The 21,263-nt window shown below is 44.6% G+C and carries 22 protein-coding genes; 1 reads left to right on the top strand and 21 read right to left on the bottom strand.

The window, feature by feature from the left end; genetic code table 11:
• Positions 1-105: 105 nt before the first annotated feature.
• The 3 genes from rpsJ to EV212_RS08395 form a co-directional block, all read right to left on the bottom strand.
• Positions 106-423, bottom strand: coding sequence for a 30S ribosomal protein S10 (gene rpsJ, locus EV212_RS08405; protein ID WP_132091730.1), 318 nt, complete (start codon positions 421-423; stop codon positions 106-108).
• 346 nt (positions 424-769) lie between these two features.
• A complete protein-coding gene (locus EV212_RS08400; RefSeq protein ID WP_132091727.1) occupies positions 770-2,221 on the bottom strand; it encodes a 4-hydroxyphenylacetate 3-hydroxylase family protein in 1,452 nt (483 codons plus the stop codon).
• Between the two features lie 212 nt (positions 2,222-2,433).
• Positions 2,434-3,951 (bottom strand): sigma-54 interaction domain-containing protein, encoded by a 1,518-nt coding sequence (locus EV212_RS08395; RefSeq protein WP_165873340.1) that lies wholly within the window; start codon positions 3,949-3,951, stop codon positions 2,434-2,436.
• A gap of 154 nt (positions 3,952-4,105) precedes the next feature.
• Here EV212_RS08395 and EV212_RS08390 point away from each other — a divergent pair, with 154 nt between their 5' ends.
• Positions 4,106-4,969: a class I SAM-dependent methyltransferase gene (locus EV212_RS08390; protein WP_132091722.1), complete on the top strand. Its 864-nt coding sequence runs from the start codon at positions 4,106-4,108 to the stop codon at positions 4,967-4,969.
• A 98-nt stretch (positions 4,970-5,067) separates the two neighbouring features.
• Here EV212_RS08390 and EV212_RS08385 read toward each other — a convergent pair whose 3' ends face one another.
• From EV212_RS08385 to EV212_RS08300, 18 genes are all read right to left on the bottom strand, one after another.
• A complete protein-coding gene (locus EV212_RS08385; RefSeq protein ID WP_165873339.1) occupies positions 5,068-5,781 on the bottom strand; it encodes a YjjG family noncanonical pyrimidine nucleotidase in 714 nt (237 codons plus the stop codon).
• 30 nt (positions 5,782-5,811) lie between these two features.
• Positions 5,812-6,228: a hypothetical protein gene (locus EV212_RS08380; protein WP_132091716.1), complete on the bottom strand. Its 417-nt coding sequence runs from the start codon at positions 6,226-6,228 to the stop codon at positions 5,812-5,814.
• A complete protein-coding gene (locus EV212_RS08375) occupies positions 6,225-6,839 on the bottom strand; it encodes an NUDIX hydrolase (RefSeq protein WP_132091713.1) in 615 nt (204 codons plus the stop codon). Before EV212_RS08375 ends, EV212_RS08380 begins: the two co-directional genes overlap by 4 nt.
• Positions 6,840-7,145: 306 nt before the next feature.
• Positions 7,146-8,699: an acyl CoA:acetate/3-ketoacid CoA transferase gene (locus tag EV212_RS08370; protein ID WP_132091710.1), complete on the bottom strand. Its 1,554-nt coding sequence runs from the start codon at positions 8,697-8,699 to the stop codon at positions 7,146-7,148.
• A gap of 154 nt (positions 8,700-8,853) precedes the next feature.
• Positions 8,854-9,450, bottom strand: coding sequence for a J domain-containing protein (locus tag EV212_RS08365; protein WP_132091707.1), 597 nt, complete (start codon positions 9,448-9,450; stop codon positions 8,854-8,856).
• Entirely contained in the window at positions 9,437-10,294 is an 858-nt protein-coding gene (locus EV212_RS08360) for a DUF5685 family protein (protein WP_132091704.1), read from the bottom strand. The genes EV212_RS08365 and EV212_RS08360 overlap by 14 nt, the downstream gene beginning before the upstream one ends.
• A 9-nt stretch (positions 10,295-10,303) precedes the next feature.
• On the bottom strand, positions 10,304-10,699 hold the full coding sequence (locus tag EV212_RS08355) for a hypothetical protein (RefSeq protein WP_243115511.1): 396 nt from the start codon (positions 10,697-10,699) through the stop codon (positions 10,304-10,306).
• 93 nt (positions 10,700-10,792) lie between these two features.
• Complete coding sequence (greA, locus tag EV212_RS08350; RefSeq protein ID WP_132091698.1) at positions 10,793-11,296, bottom strand: transcription elongation factor GreA; 504 nt, start codon at positions 11,294-11,296, stop codon at positions 10,793-10,795.
• The gene (locus EV212_RS08345; RefSeq protein ID WP_132091695.1) at positions 11,289-12,335 is read right to left on the bottom strand and encodes a threonine aldolase family protein; all 1,047 of its coding nucleotides are present in this window, start codon (positions 12,333-12,335) and stop codon (positions 11,289-11,291) included. The genes greA and EV212_RS08345 overlap by 8 nt, the downstream gene beginning before the upstream one ends.
• Before the next feature lie 79 nt (positions 12,336-12,414).
• Positions 12,415-13,848 carry a radical SAM protein gene (locus EV212_RS08340; RefSeq protein WP_132091692.1) on the bottom strand — a complete coding sequence of 478 codons (1,434 nt, stop codon included), beginning with the start codon at positions 13,846-13,848 and terminating at the stop codon, positions 12,415-12,417.
• Between the two features lie 14 nt (positions 13,849-13,862).
• A complete protein-coding gene (locus EV212_RS08335; protein WP_132091689.1) occupies positions 13,863-14,444 on the bottom strand; it encodes a manganese efflux pump in 582 nt (193 codons plus the stop codon).
• An 80-nt stretch (positions 14,445-14,524) separates the two neighbouring features.
• Positions 14,525-15,181 carry a TetR/AcrR family transcriptional regulator C-terminal domain-containing protein gene (locus tag EV212_RS08330; protein ID WP_132091686.1) on the bottom strand — a complete coding sequence of 219 codons (657 nt, stop codon included), beginning with the start codon at positions 15,179-15,181 and terminating at the stop codon, positions 14,525-14,527.
• Between the two features lie 103 nt (positions 15,182-15,284).
• Complete coding sequence (gene ilvN / locus EV212_RS08325) at positions 15,285-15,761, bottom strand: acetolactate synthase small subunit (RefSeq protein WP_132091683.1); 477 nt, start codon at positions 15,759-15,761, stop codon at positions 15,285-15,287.
• A gap of 6 nt (positions 15,762-15,767) precedes the next feature.
• Positions 15,768-17,384: a biosynthetic-type acetolactate synthase large subunit gene (gene ilvB / locus EV212_RS08320; RefSeq protein WP_132091680.1), complete on the bottom strand. Its 1,617-nt coding sequence runs from the start codon at positions 17,382-17,384 to the stop codon at positions 15,768-15,770.
• A gap of 45 nt (positions 17,385-17,429) precedes the next feature.
• Positions 17,430-18,035 carry a hydrolase gene (locus EV212_RS08315; RefSeq protein ID WP_132091677.1) on the bottom strand — a complete coding sequence of 202 codons (606 nt, stop codon included), beginning with the start codon at positions 18,033-18,035 and terminating at the stop codon, positions 17,430-17,432.
• 12 nt (positions 18,036-18,047) lie between these two features.
• Positions 18,048-18,572: a nitroreductase family protein gene (locus tag EV212_RS08310; protein WP_132091674.1), complete on the bottom strand. Its 525-nt coding sequence runs from the start codon at positions 18,570-18,572 to the stop codon at positions 18,048-18,050.
• A 92-nt stretch (positions 18,573-18,664) separates the two neighbouring features.
• Positions 18,665-19,972, bottom strand: a complete 1,308-nt coding sequence (locus EV212_RS08305) for an O-acetylhomoserine aminocarboxypropyltransferase/cysteine synthase family protein (protein WP_132091671.1) — start codon at positions 19,970-19,972, stop codon at positions 18,665-18,667.
• A 184-nt stretch (positions 19,973-20,156) separates the two neighbouring features.
• Positions 20,157-21,260, bottom strand: a complete 1,104-nt coding sequence (locus EV212_RS08300; protein WP_132091668.1) for an ABC transporter ATP-binding protein — start codon at positions 21,258-21,260, stop codon at positions 20,157-20,159.
• Positions 21,261-21,263 lie beyond the last annotated feature (3 nt).

The raw sequence follows: 21,263 nt of genomic DNA, 5'->3' as shown, positions 1-21,263 counted from the left end.
TCCTGTTTCATCTACAGCGGATTACACTGTATGTGCAATCATCCTAGATGTATTGATTCGGTAATTCTATACTTCCTCAACACTAAGGATAATTTCCATCATGAATTATTTTGTTTTCATCTTGATGTCGATGTACACACCGGCAGGCATCTCCAGTCTGGATAATGCATCTACAGTTTTCTGTGTTGGTGTGATGATATCGATCAGTCTCTTGTGCGTTCTCTGTTCGAACTGTTCCCGGGAATCTTTATATTTGTGTACAGCTCTAAGAATTGTAACTACTTCTTTCTTTGTCGGCAGCGGCACTGGTCCACTCACCTTGGATCCCGTTTTCTTTACAGTTTCGATAATTTTTCCGGCACTCTGATCGATTAATTTGTGATCATACGCTTTTAACGTAATTCTCATTACTTGACTTGCCATAAAAAAAGTCGCCTCCTTTTCGCACTTTTACATTCAGTACGACAAGCGGTGACTGTACATCTTCCCGTGTGTGTCCTCTTCTCTCTACGCACACGTCATCTCTGTTCCTCACAGATGGTTCTACATTGTACAGTGACTTGTCGCCAGTTTTTCTAACTTGACATTCGCTCCACGGAACACCTGCATGGCCTGCAGCAACCTCACGCTTCACAGCTATCAATGTCACAACATTCGTTATTATACATGATTTGCCAGTAATATGCAAGTTTTTTTTTGTACTTTTGAAAAAACTTAAAAACGCCGCCCCAAAGGTCCTTTCAAACCTTCGGGGCGTCCCGTTTCTTAATTAATCTTCAATATGTACAATGGCTTTTGCCAGCGCTTTCTTACCCGGCATATTGCTCTGTCTGGAAATAACGACTCTCTGAGCCTGCGGACTTCCTGCGCCGTGGAGGGATTCGGTCAGATATCCTACCGCGGCGGTTCCCATTGTCAGGTTTTCAATGAGACGCATGATCTTAAAACGATTTTCAATCGGCGTTGTCGATGTTCCGGCAAAGTATTTTTTAATATAAGCGCCGGCTACCGGATGGTTGATATCTTTTTCCGACGGAAGAGTTACCATCAGACCTCCGGCAATATCCTGAGCCAGACGGGCAATCTCATATGGGAAGCGTGTCACGTTCTGCTTACATACGTTGGCCAGCATCAGATCAATCAGATAGTTGCCTGACGCTGTCTCTGTTCCTTCGGAGGAACATGCAATGCCGCAGCAATATAATGTTTCATTCAAGTGGGTCATTTCGATCAGTTTATCTTTGATATGGGAAGCTTTCTCCGCGCCATTGTATTCGGCTGCAAGGGCTGTTGCGCCGATCAGTACGTCGCCCACGCCGACTTTACATCCGCCATAGCTCTGTCTGTGGTATCCGGCAAAGCGTTCTACAAGCATACCGGCAAATTCGGTTTCACCATTTAAGAAAATACGGTCATTCGGAACAAACACGTTGTCAAATACAGTCAACGCTTCCATACCGCCGTAGACATCGTTACCTACATCCAATGTGGTATTTTCTGTCTTTCGTGTATCGCAGCTCTGACGTCCAACGACCATGACCAGACCTTCCGAATCCAGCGGCACTGCAAAAGATACGGCATAGTCTTTATCATCCGGTCCCATAGCCACTGTCGGCATAACGAGAACCTCATGGGAATTGACAATACCTGTCTGATGGGCCTTTGCGCCGCGGACAACAATACCGTCCGGACGACGTTCAACAACGTGAAGATACAAATCCGGGTCTGCCTGTTTGGAAGGCGCAAGACTCCGGTCACCCTTGGTGTCTGTCATAGCGCCGTCAACCACCAGGTCATTCTCCTGAACATATGCGGCAAATTTTCTAAAATTCTCATGATAATTTGTTCCGCACTTCTGGTCCACTTCATAAGTTGTGCTGTATACCGCATTAAAAGCATCCATGCCAACACAGCGCTGGAAACAAGCCGCTGTCTTCTGTCCGAGCAGACGCTGCATTTTTACCTTCTTCACCAGATCCTCGGCGCTCTGATGAATGTGTGTAAAACGATTGATTTTTTCACCTGTAATATTGGAGGTTGCTGTCATCAAATCCTCATACTCCGGCATATGCGCCAGATCATAGGTCGCTTTGATGGAATTGATGGACGGCTGGAGAATCGGATTGCCGACTGCCGTTTCCATTTCCTCACCAAAAAGGAAAATCCGCATCTTCATTTTTTTTAAACTTTCTTCATACTCTTTACCTGTCATTAAAGCCATAGTTACCTCTCCTTTTTTATTTTAGCTTTCACTGCCATTTTTGTCATCAATTTAACTAATAGCAAATTTTGTGCCAACTTGAAAATCAATTATAAATCCAATAAAATAAGGAACTGACGGTGTAAAATCAATTCTCTCCGTCAATTCCTCCGATTTTATTCTCAATTATGAGATTTATTTCCCTTTCCCGCTTCTCGTTTTTGAGATTTTTCTTATATTTGAGATTTCTCCTTGTTAAACTCCTGTTCATCCAATAAATATTTTTGTTCAAGATATCTTTTTCTCCTGGAAAGCGTCTTCACATTTACCCCCAACTTGTCCGCAGCCTTCTCCAACGTCTTATACTCCTCATAATATTCATGGATATATTGCAATTCAATCTGTTCCAGTATCTCTTTCAAGTTCACGGCTCCGATTTCAGGACGTTCAAAAGCAAATCTGGATTCTTCTTTCTTAATATCCGCCACAGATATGATGTCTTCATCGCTTAAAATCACCATTTTCTCAATGGTATTTTTAAGTTCCCGGACATTTCCCGGCCAGTCATAATCCTCAAGCATTTTATAAGAATAAGCGCTCAGGCTCTTATTTGTTTTGAATTTATCATTAAACCGCTTTAAAAAAAGATTTGCCAACGGAACAATATCCTGCCTTCTCTCCCTGAGCGGCGGAATCTCAATATTGACCACATTTAAGCGATAATAGAGATCGGCCCGGAATTCATTCCGTTCGACCATCTGCATCAAATCTCTGTTCGTTGCCGCGATCACCCGTACATCGACCTTTTTGGGTTTGCCTGCTCCTACCCGGATAATTTCTTTCTCCTGGAGGGTTCTTAATAGCTTCATCTGAACATTAAAAGGCAATTCTCCGATTTCATCTAAAAACAAGGTCCCGCCGTCAGCTATCTCAAAGTATCCCGGCTTCCCCTTCGGAAGCCCGCCCGTAAAAGCGCCTCCCACATAGCCAAACAATTCGGTCTCGATCAAGTCTCTCGAGATGGCTCCGCAGTTCAGACACAGTAAAATCTTATCTTTTCTCAAACTGTTCTGATGTATGAAATTTGCCAGCATTTCCTTGCCCGTACCGGTTTCCCCCTGGATTAGGACTGTTGTATCTTTATCAGCCACCTTGGAAGCCTTGTAAATCGTCTCATACATCCGGGGGTCATTGACCAGAAGCTGGGACTGGTTGATATTCTGTTGGGCCATCGCCTTAATCCGTTCTTCGTACTCCTGTACCTGCTCATTCTTCTGAGTCAGTTCCCGCCGCAAATCTTCAATCATTTGAAAATCTCTTGTATTACTCACAATCATGACAATCTTCCCGTCATCATCAAAAATCGGCGTGCTGCTGATGTAGGCCTTTCGTCCGGTCCTGTAGAAGGTCTGCTCAATTGTCATTGGCTTCCCTGACTGAATCGTGATCAAAGATGCAGAATAAGAAATTAATTTTCCTTCCAGTTCCCTGACATGACCACCCAATATTTCTTCGCTCTTAATCCCGGACATTTCTTCATAAGCTTTATTTACCATCAAAATACGTCCTTCGCCGTCAGTAATAAAAAAGCCATCCTGAGAATCCTCGAAAATGGCATGTAACTTTTCATAAATCTCACGGGTATACAGTAGTTCTCCCACAACTGCATCAAGTCCCCGGGATATAAGCTTCTTCACATCCAACAATTTATCATATCTGCTGAAATCCAGACGATCCTCTATCCGTTCCATTTTCAATCCCCCCATTTGTGTTTCAATTTCATTATAATTCATATACTCAAAAATATCTACAAAAACGAATATTGAAATCCATCCAGACGCAGGATGGACAAACCTGCATCCCTCATGTATTATATAGGGTAGAAAAAATGCGAAGAGGTGCCTTATGTTTATTGCCAATCATTGGAAAGATTATGAAGTTATTGATACATCCGGTGGAGAAAAACTGGAACGTTGGGGGAAATATCTGCTCGTCCGACCGGATCCACAGGTGATATGGAATACCCCGAAAACACATCGGGGCTGGAACAAAATGAACGGTCATTACCACCGCAGCAATAAAGGCGGCGGTCAATGGGAATTTTTTGACTTGCCGGAACAATGGTCCATCCACTATGGCAGTCTGACGTTTAACTTAAAACCGTTCAGCTTCAAACACACTGGATTGTTTCCGGAACAGGCGGCAAACTGGGATTGGTTCAGCAAGCTCATCCGCGACGCCCACCGACCAATCAAAGTATTAAATCTTTTTGCCTATACCGGCGGGGCTACCTGTGCTGCCGCAGCCGCCGGCGCCAGCGTCACCCATGTGGACGCATCCAAAGGGATGGTCACCTGGGCAAAGGAAAACGCCCGGTCCAGCGGCCTTTCCGACGCACCTATCCGTTGGATTGTCGATGACTGCGTAAAATTTGTTGAGAGAGAGATTCGACGCGGCAACACTTACGATGCCATTATCATGGATCCTCCTTCTTACGGACGCGGACCTAAGGGTGAAATCTGGAAAATTGAAGCCAATATCCATCCGTTTATTCAATTATGCGCAAAGCTGCTCAGTGACAATCCACTGTTTTATCTTGTAAATTCCTATACAACCGGCTTACAGCCAGCAGTATTGACTTACATGCTTTCCACCGAACTGACTCCAAAATTCGGCGGTCATGTTGTTTCCGACGAAGTTGGGTTACCTGTTTCCGGCAACGGCCTGATCTTACCATGCGGCGCTTCCGGAAGATGGCGCCGTGAATAAAACAAAAAAACGCCTTTGGGTTCCTGTCAGTCGTGACGGATTGTCCCAAAGGCATTTTTTTATTTCCGCTTTTTAACACGGCAGATATCCGGATAGTTTCAGTCAGAGCCTGCCAAGACATCCCATATCTGCCATAAATCCTCAATTTCATAGTTGACCGGAATATTTTCTGTATTCGTCTCGCCGGATGGTCTGTACCAACAGCGGTCGATTCCGGCATTCACGCCGCCTCTCATATCGCTGCTCAGCGAGTCACCAATGATCAACACCCGGCTAAGGTCCGACGGCGACGGCGTCTTTGTCCCGAAAATCTGTTCAAAACAGGCTTCGAAAAAAGCTTTTTTCGGCTTTGGCACGCCGAATTCATCGGAAATGAAACTGCCGTCCATAACCTGATCAAAGCCTGATTCCCGAAGCTTGGTCTTCTGAACAAACACCCACCCGTTCGTAACCACGTACTGGCGAAGTCCTTCCCTACGAAGTTTTTTACATAATTCCAGAGAATCATCCTGAATAAACCAGGTATGTCCAAGATGCTCTTCATAGCTCATTAAAAATGTTTCCGCCTCAGCTTGTATGTTCATTTTACCAAGGAATTCAACAAACCGTCCCAGAAGCACTTCATCTTTTGTCAATTCTCCGGTCTCCAGACGCTTCCAATAAGAAATGTTGATTCTGGAATATTCACTGATCAATTTCTCCGTCGGCTCTACACTGATTTCTTTCAGACTTTGGCTCAAAGCTTTTGCTTCCGCCTGCTTAAAATCCATCAACGTTCCGTCAACATCCCAGAGCAAAATATCGTATCTCATAAAACTGTCCCCACGATCACTCATCCCGCTTTACAAAATCGTATCTGCCGTAAACATCGGCTCGAAATCTTCCGTATCGCTGCACAGAAAACCGCCTTTTGCGTCCAGAATCTCCTTGATGACCCTGCGGGCTTTCTGGTCGTCTCCCTCTTCATAACTGACCACATAAATCGACTGAATCTTTCGTTCTTCGATAAATTCCAGATCCAGCGGGTCCACAAAACATTCCCGGCCATCCTGAAAAATAAGCGAATCACTGTCCAATACGACTTCCATCAAATTCAGTTCCGGCCAGACGTCCACTTTCTCCTCATCCACGGAAGTTATAAACCTTGTCAACTCTTTGGCATCCGTCTTTTCCGGTGTCATATAATAAAATTCGACAATCTTCTTTTTTCGTTTCTGTGCCTCAACAATCGTACTTTTCTTTATCTTCTTCATCTTCATTCTATCCTCCAGCCGGCTGCCCGCATGAGCTGCACCGTATTCCGCATGATCCGCGCCGTAATTCCCCAGATGACCCGGTCTTTATATTCATAAAAAAGCACCGGATAGGTTCCCGTATTCCAACGGTACCGATATCCCCCCCGAACTTTGTCCCACGGAAAATTCTCAGGTGGTTCGGTGTATACCTTATTATAGTAGATTCCCGGTTCATTTTCCATAAAAAACCTCAGCGGAACGGTAAATATTTCTAAAACCTCATCTCTGCTATAGGTTCCTTCATAACTCTTCAATGTTCCCAAATAGGGATAAATGACCATATTGAAGGGCGAAACAAAAATATCCATCGGCGCTTCAAGCAGTACCTGGTCCGATGAAAGCAATAATTCCTCGCAGATTTCCCGAAGGGCTGCTGCTTCCGGCATCTCTCCCCTGTCACATCCGCCGCCCGGAAAACAAATTTCCCCCGGCTGATGCTTCAATCCGATGGCCCGCACCTCAAAAAGAACTTCATAGCCATTTTCTGTTTCCATCAACGGTATGACCACTGCCGACCGCCGGTAGCTTTCCATATCAATTAACGTCGGCTTACGCCCCTGCAGTTTTTCAAGCATCCTATCGCTCCCGTCCTATTTCATCGTTTTATATCCATTTTACACTACCCCTTCCCATTTGAAAAGAGGAGCCTTGCACATATACTGAAATCCGCCTTTACAGCATTTTCATTATATGTAGTAAGACTCCCCTTTATCCGAAAACTCAAAAAGTATTTTCCAAAACTCCCAAGCTTACCATCCTCATCCAGTAAAGCCATCGCATCCTCATAGCTGGCAAAATATTTTCCATAAAAAAGAAGCGGCTCCCCAACGATATCCGTTGAAAAACCACTTCAAATATAGGCAAATCTACATTATAGCAATTTATGCAATTTTCTTAGCCAGATTCATCAGTTCCTCACGGAAGAGGAAGTCATCCATAAGCTTTAAGTCTTTGGAAATCAAAGGCTTAAAATCCATATGAGCCAGAACATCTTTCTCAAGATCCACACCCGGAGCTATTTCAATAAGCATCAGGCCTTCTTTTGTCAATTTGAACACAGCCCGCTCCGTAATATAAAGAACTTCTTTATTTAAACGTTTTGCATAATTGCCGCTGAAAGTAATCTGTTCTACATGGTTCATAAACTTACGGCTCTTGCCTTCCTGGCGGATATTGAGCTTACCATCTTCAACAGCCACCTCCAGGCCGCCGGCCGTAAAGGTCCCGCAGAAAACAACTCTCTTTGCATTCTGTGTAATATTAATAAATCCGCCGCAGCCTGCAATCTTCGGACCGAACTTGCTGACATTGATATTACCTTCTTCATCGCACTGTGCAAGACCAAGGAAGGCCATATCCAGGCCGCCGCCATCATAGAAATCAAACTGATATGGCTGATCCAGAATACACTCCGGATTCGCCACAGCGCCAAAGCTCTTGCCGCCGGCCGGAACGCCGCCGATCGGACCGGATTCCACTGTCAGCTTGAGCCCCCTGACGCCCTCTTCATTGGCCACACTTGCAATGCCTTCCGGAATACCGATTCCCAGATTGATCACTGCCTGACTTTGAAGTTCCATCGCCGCCCGACGGCTGATAATCTTACGGACCCCCAGTTCCATCGGTTTCAGGCTGTCCACAGGAACACGGATATCCCCGCAGTAAGACGGATTGAAATGTTCGCCAAAGGTCTGCATATGATTTTCCGGTTCCGAGATAACGATAGCATCCACATAAATACCCGGAATCTTCACAAGTCTTGGATCGATACTTCCGGATTCCACGATGCTCTCCACCTGAAGTATAACTTTGCCGCCGGAAGCCTTTACTGCCTGAGCAATGGAGAGACTTTCCAGAGTTACCGCTTCCTTCCGCATGCAGGCATTGCCGTCCGGGTCACAATAGGTGGCCCGAATGAATGCCACATCAATCGGGAAAGCTTTATAATATAGGAATTCGTCGCCATCCAGTTCAATCAGTTTTACGATATCTTCTTTTGTTTTCGAATTGATTTTTCCACCGTCCAAACGAGGATCTACAAAAGTTTCCAGGCCTACATGTGTAATGGTTCCCGGCTTCCCTGCCGCAATATCTCTAAAGAGATGGGTAATAACTCCCTGCGGCAGGTTGTAAGCCTCTACCTTATTTTCCACCGCCAGCTTCTGAAGCTTCGGTGTAAGCCCCCAATGGCCCCCAATAATCTTTTTAAGCATGCCTTCATGGCCAAGGTGATTCAGTCCTTTATCTTTTCCATCACCCTGTCCGGCTGCATAAACAAGCGTTAAATCTCTCGGACACCCCGTTGCCAGGAAACGTTTTTCCAATGCCACGGTTAATTCTTCTGGATGATTACATCCAACAAAACCACCAACCGCAATCGTGTCTCCGCCCTTTACCAACATCGATGCTTCTTCGGCGCTCATGATTTTTCCCATAATAATACCTCCCATGTTACTGTTCATTTCCCTTGAATTCTTAACCCAACTATATTGTACTAAAATAAATACAATCTGTACAATATTGTTTATTCATTGAACAATAACCGGAAGGTATTATTTAAAATGGCAAAAAACAGCCACCACACCTCTTTTAACACGGCCGGCAACAACAGCCGCACATCATATTTAAAGCTAAAATCTGACAACATATATTATCCATAGACATCTGAGGTCGGCCATAACCGCCGGCCATATTGCCGTACCATTGGCGTCCGGACTGAAGCTGCTGCCAGAGCATCTGATACTGGGCATTATTCGGCTCCATTTCCATGGCCTGACGGGCCATATCCTGGGCGCGAAGGTTATTTCCAAGTCCCGCATTGGCGATTGCTGAAAAATAATACCACTGAGCATTACGGTTCCGAATACCTTCCAGAACATTCAACGCTTCTCTGAAACGACGACTGTTAATGAAATTTGCCGCTGCCTGCATTTCCACTGTATCCGAATCCCCTCCGGCCGTCTGGTTATTATTTTGATAACCATAGGTGCTATATCCCTGCTCTCTTTCCTTCATAATCTGGGTATAGGCCTGCTGAATCTGTTTAAATTTTTCTTCGGCCGCCTTTTCCCCCGGCTTGCCCACATTGGCATCCGGATGATATTTTCTGCTCAACGTCCGATAGGCTTTCTTGATCTCTTCATCTGACGCTGATGGTGAAACACCCAATATATCATAAGGATTCATCCCGAACTTCCTCCGTCTTATTTTTATCATTTCTGATCTTCATGTACTTACTCCATACTCCAGCATACAGTATATTCCGCAAAATTTCAACATCCAGATGCAGCGGAAGTTTTTCGAAACTCCGGGCGCAGTCTGCCATCATCAGATCCAACATGGAAAATATCTTCTTCTCGAAATCCTGCTGATCCTTATAAACCGTCAACGGATTAAACCGATGTTTCTTAATATCTTTATCCAGATCTTCATACGCATCCATCAAATAAATGAATTTTCCCAGGTAAAATCCCGTCTCTCTAATCATATCAGCCCAGACATCGTTCTTCCAGTTCATGATCTCGCCCAGCATGGTTCCTGTCAGCCCGGCCAGCACGTCCAGATCCTTTTCTCCGGCACGCTCTGCCGCCTCCAACCGGTAGACATAATTCCGTACCGCCTGGAACTGCCTCGGATAAATTTTTAAAAGCTTCCGCACCTTTTTCCGGAGCAGATGCATATGCAGCAGGGCCTCCGGCTTCCGGTCATCCATCCAGTGATCTCTGGCCAGATAGTAGCTCAAAACCAACGTCATATCCGCCGCATATTCCAGACATGGGTTATCATAGATTTTCTGTTTTCGTGTCGGATGCAATTTACACCGGTACATCCGCTCCCGTCCGGCTTCCTCATCCTCGTAAAGGGACATATGCAGCAGGGCCATAAACGTCATGTCATTATTCAGACATAACTGACCAAAGGGGCCATACTTGCGCTTCAATGTCTGACATAAGCCGCAATATACCCCTCTGTATTCCCGATAATCTTTAATTTTCAATTCCGGTTCATTGATAACCACATAGCCGAACATAGAAACCGCCTAACTCCGTTTAATAAAATCATTTCCGCATTTTGGACAGTGAATGCTGATGTTGCCTTTGCCCTTTGGAACCCGCACCTTCTGTTTGCACTGAGGGCAACTGAAGATACGATGCCCCTTATTCCGTTCCATCGACTGCTTCCTGCTGCCGAACCACCCGGTCAGACGATCGTAATGCCGTAAAAAAGCCTGATTTTCTGCATATCTTTTTGGAATATCCTTCGAAAGCATACGAAAATATATAAATCCGATAAGCACCAGGCCGGCCCAATATAGCACAGGCACCTTCAAAAAAATTCCTAAAGCAACCAGAATAAGTGAACAGATTGACAGCACCTGATTCATCTTATCAATTCCATAGCGCCCCATCATAAAACGCTGCAACTTATTACGCATATGCATCGTCCTTCCATTTATACAATGATATTACTATACCCTTTGCTCTCCAGAAATTCAATTAAACTTTACTGGATTTTTCCTAAAATATTTCTAAAATTTCTGAATCGGGTCCGAATCGTCATCCGGAATCTTTTCTATATTTTTTATGATAATATAATATCCCTGTTTCTCATTCATCTCCACATAAACCCGATCACCGACCTTGTGACCGAAAATCGCTTTTCCGATGGGTGATTCCGTGCTGATACGCCCCTCCAAAGAGTTACCCCGTATCGTCGTCACAAGTTTAAACCGTTCCATTTCATCATCGTCTTCAAAATAAACATCGACCAGGTTATTTAAACCCACTTCATCCTCTTTAGATTCATCAGTAACAATCTTCGCCGTTCTTATCATTCTTTCCAGATAGCGAATCCGGCTTTCATTCTGATTCTTTTCCTTTTTTGCCGCATGATATTCAAAGTTTTCGCTCAAATCTCCATGAGAGCGGGCCTCCTTCACTGCCTCAAGAGCATTTTTGCGCACAACCAGCTTCCGGTATTCAATCTCCTCTTCCATCTTTTTAATATCATTTTCCGTCAATTCATTATACATCCCTACTCACCTGTCCCAAAATTTCTAACAATTCATCCACATCTTCTTCCCGGGTCGCCCAACTTGTCGCAAACCGAACCACTGTCCGGCCATCCGGCCGCTTTTCCCAGAAACCACAGGAAACCTGTCCGGCCAGAGCCTCCAACTGGCTGTTATCCAGCAGAACAAACTGTTGATTCGTCACCGTATCCATATACAGTGTATAGCCCCTTTCCAAAAGACCTTTCTTGAGTTTCATAGCCATATCGATGGCATGGCGGCTGATTTCAAAATACAGATTGTCTGTAAAAAGCGAATCGAACTGAATACCCAGGATACGTCCTTTTGCGAGCAGCGCGCCATGTTGTTTGATACTTGTAAAGAAATGGGGAATCCATCCGGATTTTGGCAAAACGACTGCTTCTCCGAACAGCGCTCCAACCTTTGTTCCGCCAATATAAAATACATCGCAGTTCCGGGCAACATCTCTGAGGGTGACATCCGTACCATCCGCCATCAATCCATATCCCAGCCGGGCTCCGTCCAAAAACAAAGGCATATGATATTCACCGCAGATCTGATGCAGCTTTTCCAGTTCATCTTTTGTGTACAGCGTACCATATTCCGTCGGATGAGAAATGTACACCATTCCCGGCCAGACCATATGCTCATGGTTCTCGTCGCCATAGTAGGTTTCCATGTATGTTTTTAACGTCTCCGGCAAAAGTTTTCCCTGTACCCCCGGAACCGTCAGCACTTTGTGACCTGTCGCCTCCACGGCTCCCGCCTCGTGGACGCTGATATGCCCCGTATCGGCAGCCACAACTCCCTCGTAGGATTTCAGCAGAGCCCCAATGACCGTAGAATTAACCTGAGTACCTCCGACCATAAAATAGACTTTCCCCTCCGGACAGCCGCAAGCTTCCAGAATCTTTTTTTCGGCCCTCTCACAATATATATCTGTTCCATATCCCGGCGTCTTCTCCATATTCGTCTCCAGCAGCCGCTGCAAAATGACCGGATGGGCGCCTTCCATATAATCACTATCAAAATGCTGCATCTTCGTTACTTCCCTTCGTCAGTTTTACCTGACCCTAATTATAACGAAAATGCAGCATTATGACAATAGATGGATTTATTTAAGCTCCGACAGCTTTGTTCTCTGCCGATTTTTTATAGTTTTCATATGGTTTCTTTTTATGTTTCGAATGATTCCAGATCTCATCCGCACTTGGCTGCCAATTAGAAGCATACTCAGCGCATTTACCACAAAGATGCTCTACCGGTTCCGGAGATTCCAGATCTGTGCTGTGCGCCCCGGTCCGGTGTACCATTTCCTGAAGTAATTCCGGATTTTCCAACATCGGGCACGGACGGAGATGGTTCTTGTTAAACGGCTGGCCTTCATGATAAGCCATAAACAATGGACTCTGCAAAATCTCAAGAATGGACATATCGTGGATATTTGCATTGGAATAGTGAATAAATACGCAAGGTTCGGCATCTCCGGCCGAATTGATATGGAAATAGTTCCGTCCTCCAGCAATACAGCCGCCCACATACTCACCATCATTCTGGAAATCCATCGGGAAGAACTCTATATCCGACTCAGCTGAACGGATATAACGTATTCTCTGAATCATGTATTTCCGCTGTTCTACCGTCGGCATTAAATCCGTCACCGCATTGTTGCCTACCGGCATATAGTGGAAATAAAAACCAAAACGTGCACCCTTTTCCGTAATCATCTTTAAAAATTCATCACTGGTTACCGCTTCAATATTATAACGCGTATAACAAATGGAAGTTCCAAAAATAATTCCATACTTTTTAAACAGGTCCATAGCCTTCATGACCGCATCATAGTGACCATCACCACGTCTTGCATCGTTGGTCTCCGGCGTTCCTTCAATGGAAAGCTGGAAAGTAATATTACCAAGACGAACAACTTCCTGACAAAACTCATCATCAATCAATGTGGAATTCGTATAAATAGAAAATTCCACATCATTATGTTTTTCAGCCAGACGCAGAATGTCTTTCTTGCGTACCAACGGTTCTCCACCGGTCAGCATGTAAAGGTAAACACCCAATGCTTTACCTTCTGTGACAATTTTATCCATATCTTCAAAACTCAGATTATGTTTGTTCCCATAAGTACCAGCCCAACAACCCTCACAGTGCATATTACAAGCCGATGTCGGGTCAAATAAAATCAACCACGGAATATTGCAGTTATAAATCTCCCGGTTTTTACGGATCGTTTTTGTTCCGCGAATAAAGGCTTCATAGCCCAGATTCATAATGGCTGTTTTTGCTACATTCGGATGTGTTTCATCCAGCACCCGGTTAATATAACGTATCCATTTATTATTTGGATCCTTGATCGCTGCCCGGACTTTATCATAGTCTTCTTTCGAAAAACCTTTTCCCCAGAACTGCTCTGCCAGGTCCACCGCATCCAGAAAACCTTTCTCCCGGTCCTTATTTACTTGTTTCAATACTGTATCCACTAATATTCCGATTGCCTTCCTCTGCATTGCGTGAGAAAGATTACTAATTGCTGTATTCATATGTTTCCTCCTTTTTAAATTCCTGCCTTCTGACGTATAATCATATAAACGCCGGCAATTCCCAACATAAATGCGCCGCTTAAGTTTAATACCCGCTGCCCTTTAACGCCACTCCAATATCCATACCAAAGCCCGCCGATGGCAGATAAAATGCTGATGCACAAAACACAGACCATATCATATAAAGTATCGGGATTTAAGTAGGTAATACTCATCCCGACAACAGATGACTCAATTCCGGCCCGTATCGCCTGCATCCCCCATTGCTTTAAAGATAAAGGCTCTGCCCGGCATTCGAGAAATTCCTTTGTATATATTCCTTCAAACAAACTTTTGGCTATGAGCATAAACAGAAAACATATGGCGGCGTATCGATAAATATGATTTACCATATCCATTTCGCAGTTTTCTTCAATTATCCAGGTTACAAACAGCCCCAAAAGCATCAGAAGCATCTGGATGCCTCCAAAAACTGCTCCCAATACGACCATCCGCTTTCGGCTTAAACTGGCCTGAGTTGCCGCTGCTTTCATTGTAATCTCAAAAATATGGGTGCCTACGCCAAGCGCAATAATGGCAACGATACCTATCGCCATTCATCCACCACCCTTCTTATATTGTATTAAACATTTCTGTCTTTATTTACCATTCATCATAAAAAAAAAGATTGAATCTGTTAAGACTCAATCTTTTGAATTTGTTTTCTATTTTCGACATTTTCACCAAAACGTCGTTTTTTTGTGATATTTGTCAAACTCTGTTCTGTATCGCGACGATAAACCAAATCCGTCAACGATTCGGATAATAGTACCTTCAATGCTTCAAGCACCTCATCCACTTCCATCTTCATTCCCTTCTGTATCCACTTGCTGATACCAAAGGTAAGTCCATAAGCATAATATTCGGCAATATTATCCATTGTCAGCATCGGATTTTTGTTATCGTCGTCATCCACCATCCGTTCCCGCATAACGTCCAACAGCAATTCTTTCAAAAGTTGCAGCACGATCTGATGAAAGATACGGTCTTCCCCGATACGCGCCACCCGCATATAGAAGGCCTTTTCCTTTTTCATCGTCATAAGCATCAGACGAATAGCCTCTTCAAGCATATCGCAGGCTACCAGCGTCCGGGCCGGTTCAACCAGTTCCTGTTTGAGAATATATTCGACAACATCATACTTATCTTTAAAATGATTATAAAATGTTGGTCGCTTTACATTGGCTGCATCGGCAATTTCCTTCACGGTTATTTTTTCAAATGGCATAACGGTTATTAAATGTTTCATTCCTGCAACTAATGCTTCTTCTGTGATTTGCGATTTCTGATTCATAAAATGTCTCTCCTCGATGTTACGCCGCAAAAATAAAATATGTCTCCCTTATTCCGCATTCTACCACTTTTTCAAAATTTTGGCAATTATCATCTTATGATCATCACTCATCTTTTTGAAGAGCAATAACACCTGTCCGTGCCATCTCAATAATACCAAACGGTTGAATGATCTTTATAAAACTCTCAATAATATCCGGACTTGCATTCAGTTCAATAATCATACTTTTGGTAGATACATGAGAGACTTTCGCATTCATGATCATACAGACTTCCATGATATCCTTGCGCGTCGTATTATTATAGGAAACCTTCATCATTAAAAGTTCCCTGCAGACACTCTGAAGTTCTTTCAATCGACGTACTTTGATCACATCGACCTTTTTATTCAACTGCTTCTCAATCTGATCAATGACCCTTGCATCTCCTGTAGAGACGATGGTCATATTGGATATTTCATGATTATCTGTTTCACCAACGGCAAGGCTATCGATATTGTAGCCCCGTCGTGCAAACAGTCCGGCAGTTTTTGATAACACACCGGCCTGGTTCTCAACCAGTACGGAAAATATACCTTTCATCTGTCTCTACTCCTTTACTTTATCAAATTTATACACATGGCAGACAAACAATGCCGAATTGTCACAGGCCAGGAAGGCTTCAATCGTCTCATCCATCTTTGACATATTTCTCAGATGGAAATACTCCATGTCATAGGCCTCCGCAATCTTTTTCAGATTTGGAATATCTCCCAGTTCGACTGCAATATAATTTTTATCGTAATTATTATACTGATACTCACGTACAAGTCCAAGATACATATTCTTCATGATAATAATCTTGACCTTGATATGATTCTGAAGCATGGTCGCCAGCTCATTCATGGACATCTGGAAAGAACCGTCGCCACAGACAGCAACTACCTGACGGTGCGGCGCTGCCATTTTTGCGCCAATGGCCGCCGGAATTGCATATCCCATCGTTCCAAAGCCGCCCGTTGTGAGAAAACGACCTTTTTTCATAACATAATTATCTGCTGACCAAAGCTGATTCTGCCCGACATCCGCCACATAAATGGCGTCTTCATCCATCCGTTCTGTCAGATGTTCGACAAATAAGCACGGATTGATAAACCCTTCATGGAATGTCCGGTAATCCACACAATTCACCTTAATATTCCGCAGCCGTTCGACCCAATCCTCAAAGGAGACATGAATATCGTATTCCATCAGGCTTTCAAAAATCAGACGGGCATCTCCAACAAGTGGAATCGTCGGTCCGATATTCTTTCCGATTTCTGCCGTATCAATATCAATATGAATGATCAGACGGTCCTGTTCCAGTTTGGATAATGCTCCAATGGACCGGTCATTCACTCTGGCGCCAACAATAATCAAAAGATCACTTTCAGCCACTGCCCGGTTCGCATAAGGTTTGCCATTTGTCCCAAGCATTCCGAAAAATAGTGGATGACGCTTCGGCATACTTCCCACGCCCATCATGGTCGTGACTACCGGAATGCTATACTTTTCGCAAAACTCCTGAATCACCGGTTCAGCATGTCCGAGGACAACTCCGCCGCCGGCGCAGATCAACGGTTTTTTCGCTTTCTGAATCGCCTCAACGACCTTTTTAATCTGAACAATATGGCCTTTTACCTTCGGTTTGTAACCGCGGATTGAAACCTCTCCCGGTTCCTCATACTCAAATTCCTGTTTCTGGATATCGATCGGCACGTCAATCAGCACGGGGCCCTGCCGCCCAGTGGACGCAATATAAAAAGCCTCTTTGAAAACCCGAGGAATATCTTCTACATTTTTAACAAGATAACTATATTTTACAAACGGTTCACATGCACCCGTGATATCGGCCTCCTGAAAAACGTCTTTTCCTAAAAGCCGCGTCGACACCTGTCCTGTAATCGCCACCATGGGTATACTATCGGCATAAGCCGTAGCAATACCGGTAATCAAATTCGTGGCTCCCGGACCGGATGTGGCAATACAAACTGCCGGTTTTCTTGTTACACGGGCATAACCACTGGCTGCATGTCCGCCATTCTGTTCCTGCCGAACTAAAATACTTTGAATCTTTGAATCATACAGGCTGTTATAAAAAGGAGCAATCGCTACCCCCGGATAGCCAAATACCACGTCAATCCCTTGTGCCTCTAAACATTTTACCATGGCATCTGCACCTGTCATTCTTCTTCACCCCCGTCATAATAGATAGATACTATATATATTAATTCAAAATTCGTCTTCATTCAACAACAAATTTTTCATTTCATCATTAATCTGACTCTCGCAGGACCGCATGGCAAGAATTGTTTTTTCAAATAAATCGTTCAGTTCCCATCCAAGACGCTCTGCCCCCTGACGGATGACGTCTCTGGAACATCCGGCTGCAAACCGTTTGTCTTTAAATTTCTTTTTCAGACTGGAAACCTCCATATCCATAACGCTTTTCGACGGGCGCATCCGGGCCGCCGCGCCAATGAGGCCGGTCAATTCATCCGCGGCAAAAAGGACCTTTTCCATCTCATGTTTTGGTTCCAGCTCACAGCAAATGCCATAGCCATGGCTGCAGATGGAATAAATCATATCTTCGCCCACACCGGCCTCTCGCAAAAGCTCCGGTGCTTTTACACAATGCTCTTCCGGATACAGTTCAAAATCAATATCATGTAACAGTCCGACAATCCCCCAGTAATCCTCTTCTTCACCGTATCCCAACTCGTTTGCATACCAGCGCATCGCACCTTCCACCGTCAGACCATGCTGGATATGAAATGGCTCTTTATTGTATTTCTGAAGCAGGGCAAACGCTTCTTCTCTGCTGATTTTACTTTTCATTTCCCTTTACCTCTATTTCTCCCATGGATTACCATATGTATCTAAAAACACCTGATCTTCAAGATACCGGTCGATCGCCGGACGGTCCTTTGTCGGTTCACCCAAAGCCACGATACCTAAAGGTTCAATACCTTCCGGGAGCTTACACACTTCCTTTAAGCATGCAATACGATCCGACTTCGGATGAACACCAAGCCAAAGAGAACCAAGTCCCAAATCCGTTGCTTCAAGAAGCATATTTTCCATAGCGGCTGAACAATCCTGAATCCACCAGCCCTGTCCCGGGTCCTGTTCTTTGGATAGATCCGCACAGACAAGAACTGCCGCCTGGGCTGTTTTCATCGCAAAGGCATTCACATGCACTTCGAAAAATGTCTTATAAATCTCCGGGTCCCGCAAAACGATAAACACCCACTCCTGACTGTTTTTTGCACTCGGCGCCGCCATACCCGCCCGGATGATCTGTTTCACCTGCACATCTGTTACCGGAGTTTCCGTATACTTACGCACGCTGCGTCGTTTGAATATTGTCTCCATAAAATCCCTCCAATTACTTTGTTATCATAAAGTATACATTTTCTATCCGGGTTTGTCCACACCTCTTTAATCCGAGAAATTTTAGAATATCGCTACAACACAGTTTTGAATGCCTCTTCAAGATCCTCAATGATATCGTCAATGTTTTCCGTTCCAACGGATAAACGAATCGTATTTGGCCGGATTCCCTGATCAAGTAATTCCTCTTCAGTGCACTGACTGTGGGTTGTTGTCGCCGGATGAATGACAAGGGATTTTACATCCGCCACATTAGCCAGCAGCGAGAACAGTTCCAGGTTGTCAATAAAATCCTTGGCCTTCTGAGCATCGCCTTTAATCTCGAAAGTAAAGATGGAACCGCCACCCTTCGGGAAATATTTTTTGTACAGCTCCTGTTGTCCCGGCTCATCGGAAACCGATGGATGGTGTACCTTTTCAACCTGGGGATGATTATTCAAATATTCCACAACCTTCAATGCATTTTCCACATGACGTTCTACACGAAGAGATAAGGTTTCCAAGCCCTGAAGAAATATAAATGCATGGAACGGAGACAGGGTTGCACCCGTGTCACGAAGTAAAATGGCACGAATTTTTGTGACGAAAGCTGTTGCACCCACTGCCTTTGTAAAGCTAATGCCATGATAGCTTGGATTTGGCTCGGTCAATGACAGAAATTTTCCACTGGCTTCCCAGTCGAATTTACCACTGTCGATGATCACACCGCCGATGGTCGTTCCATGACCGCCGATAAATTTCGTCGCGGAGTGAACAACAATATCTGCCCCGTATTCAATTGGCCGTACCAGATACGGTGTGGCAAACGTATTATCCACAACCAACGGAATTTTGTGTACATGGGCGATGTTCGCAATCCTCTCGATATCAACAACATCCGAATTGGGATTCCCCAGAGTTTCAATATGGATCGCCTTTGTATTTTCCTGAATGGCCGCTTCAACTTCTTCATAATTAAATGGGTCTACAAAGGTCGTTGTAATTCCGTACTCCGGCAGTGTATGGGCCAGCAGGTTATATGTGCCGCCGTAAATATTTTTAGCCGCTACAATGTGGTCTCCCGCATGGGCCAGATTCTGAAATGTATATGCAATGGCTGCTGCTCCGGAAGCAACCGCCAGAGCTGCCACACCGCCTTCAAGCGCTGCGATACGCTGTTCGAACACATCCTCTGTCGGATTTGTCAAACGTCCGTAAATATTGCCCGGATCCTCAAGGCCAAACCGGGCAGCCGCATGGTCACTGTTTCGAAATACATAAGAAGATGTCTGATAAATCGGCACTGCCCTGGCATCAGTCACCGGGTCCGGCTGTTCCTGTCCTACATGCAACTGTAATGTTTCAAACTTTAAATTTCTTTCCGCATATGGTTTCTTTTCCATAACTTACCTCTTTTCTTAGTCTGTCTATGATATTTCTTATCATATAATTCCTACCTGATTACGAGGTAATAATAGCATACTTCGGTTTTAGCGTCCAATAAGAAATTCTGCTAGCCAGTTATACTTTATCGAGCGCAGTCTGACGGAGCGCGCCCGCCCGAAGGGCATGTCTTGCGGGATGCCCTCATGGGTATACCTTTAACTTTCCGCACTGTTTCGCATATTCTGATAACCGGGCATTAGCCTGGTCCCACACACCAAAAGAATCCCGGCAACAGATCACCTCAGGGCACTGATCCATCCAATCTTTTGCCGATTTTATCTGCTCTTCTGAAATCGCCTCAAAAGGCCCTGCCGACAAGACTTTTACCGCCAGAGCTTTTGCCGTTGGATAGTCCAGATCGTTTTCATATAAAATACCCACAGCAAATGGAATACCTTTTCTCTGAAGCCGACGAAAAATGCTTCGTCCGGTTCCGGCCCCGGCAATCACAAAAACTTCCGGCGCTCCCTGGGGCGCTTCCAGTTCCACCAAACCGCTGCCTTCTTCAAAACTCCCGGCCGTCATTTCAAAAAGATGGGAAATATATCCCGGAACAAATATTTCCTCAGGCGGCCCAAATTTTTCTACATAATTTTCGTGAACGCAGAGAATCCGGTCCGAAATCCGCTCAGCCAAATCCAACTCATGCAAAGACATGATGACGGATAGCTTCTTTGTCCGTGTCATTTCCTGAAGAATCGTCATGAACTCCAGTTTATATTTCACATCCAGATAGGAAGTCGGTTCATCCAGCAAAATGATCTCCGGCTCCTGACAGATAGCCCGGGCCAGCATGACCCGCTGGCGCTGTCCATCACTGATTTTCATAAAATCCTGATTCCTGAGTTCAGTCATGTGAACCATTTCCATGGCCTCCGCAATAACTTTCCTGTCTGCTTTCGATAATATTCCAAACTTTCCCGTATAAGGATAACGGCCTGTCGCCACAATATCTTCACAGGTCATCATTTCTGAACGGATACGCTCCGTAAACACGACAGCCATTTTCTGTGCCAGTTCATTCCCCGGCATTTTGGTCAGGTCTCTGTTGTCCAGATAGACCATACCGCCTAAAAGGTTTAACTGCCTGGCAATACTCTTTAATATAGTAGATTTCCCGGCGCCATTCGGTCCGATCATAGTCAGTATTTCACCTCGGGAAATGTGAATTTTAATGTTATGAATCAGGGGTACTCCCTGATACCCCACCGTCATGGCCTCTGTATAAAAATATTTTTTCTCCATATG

This window comes from Frisingicoccus caecimuris (assembly GCF_004340975.1).
In the GTDB taxonomy this organism is placed as follows: Bacteria; Bacillota; Clostridia; order Lachnospirales; family Lachnospiraceae; genus Frisingicoccus; species Frisingicoccus caecimuris.
Note: the sequence above shows the minus strand (reverse complement) of the source record. Positions and strands in the feature narration are given on the sequence as shown.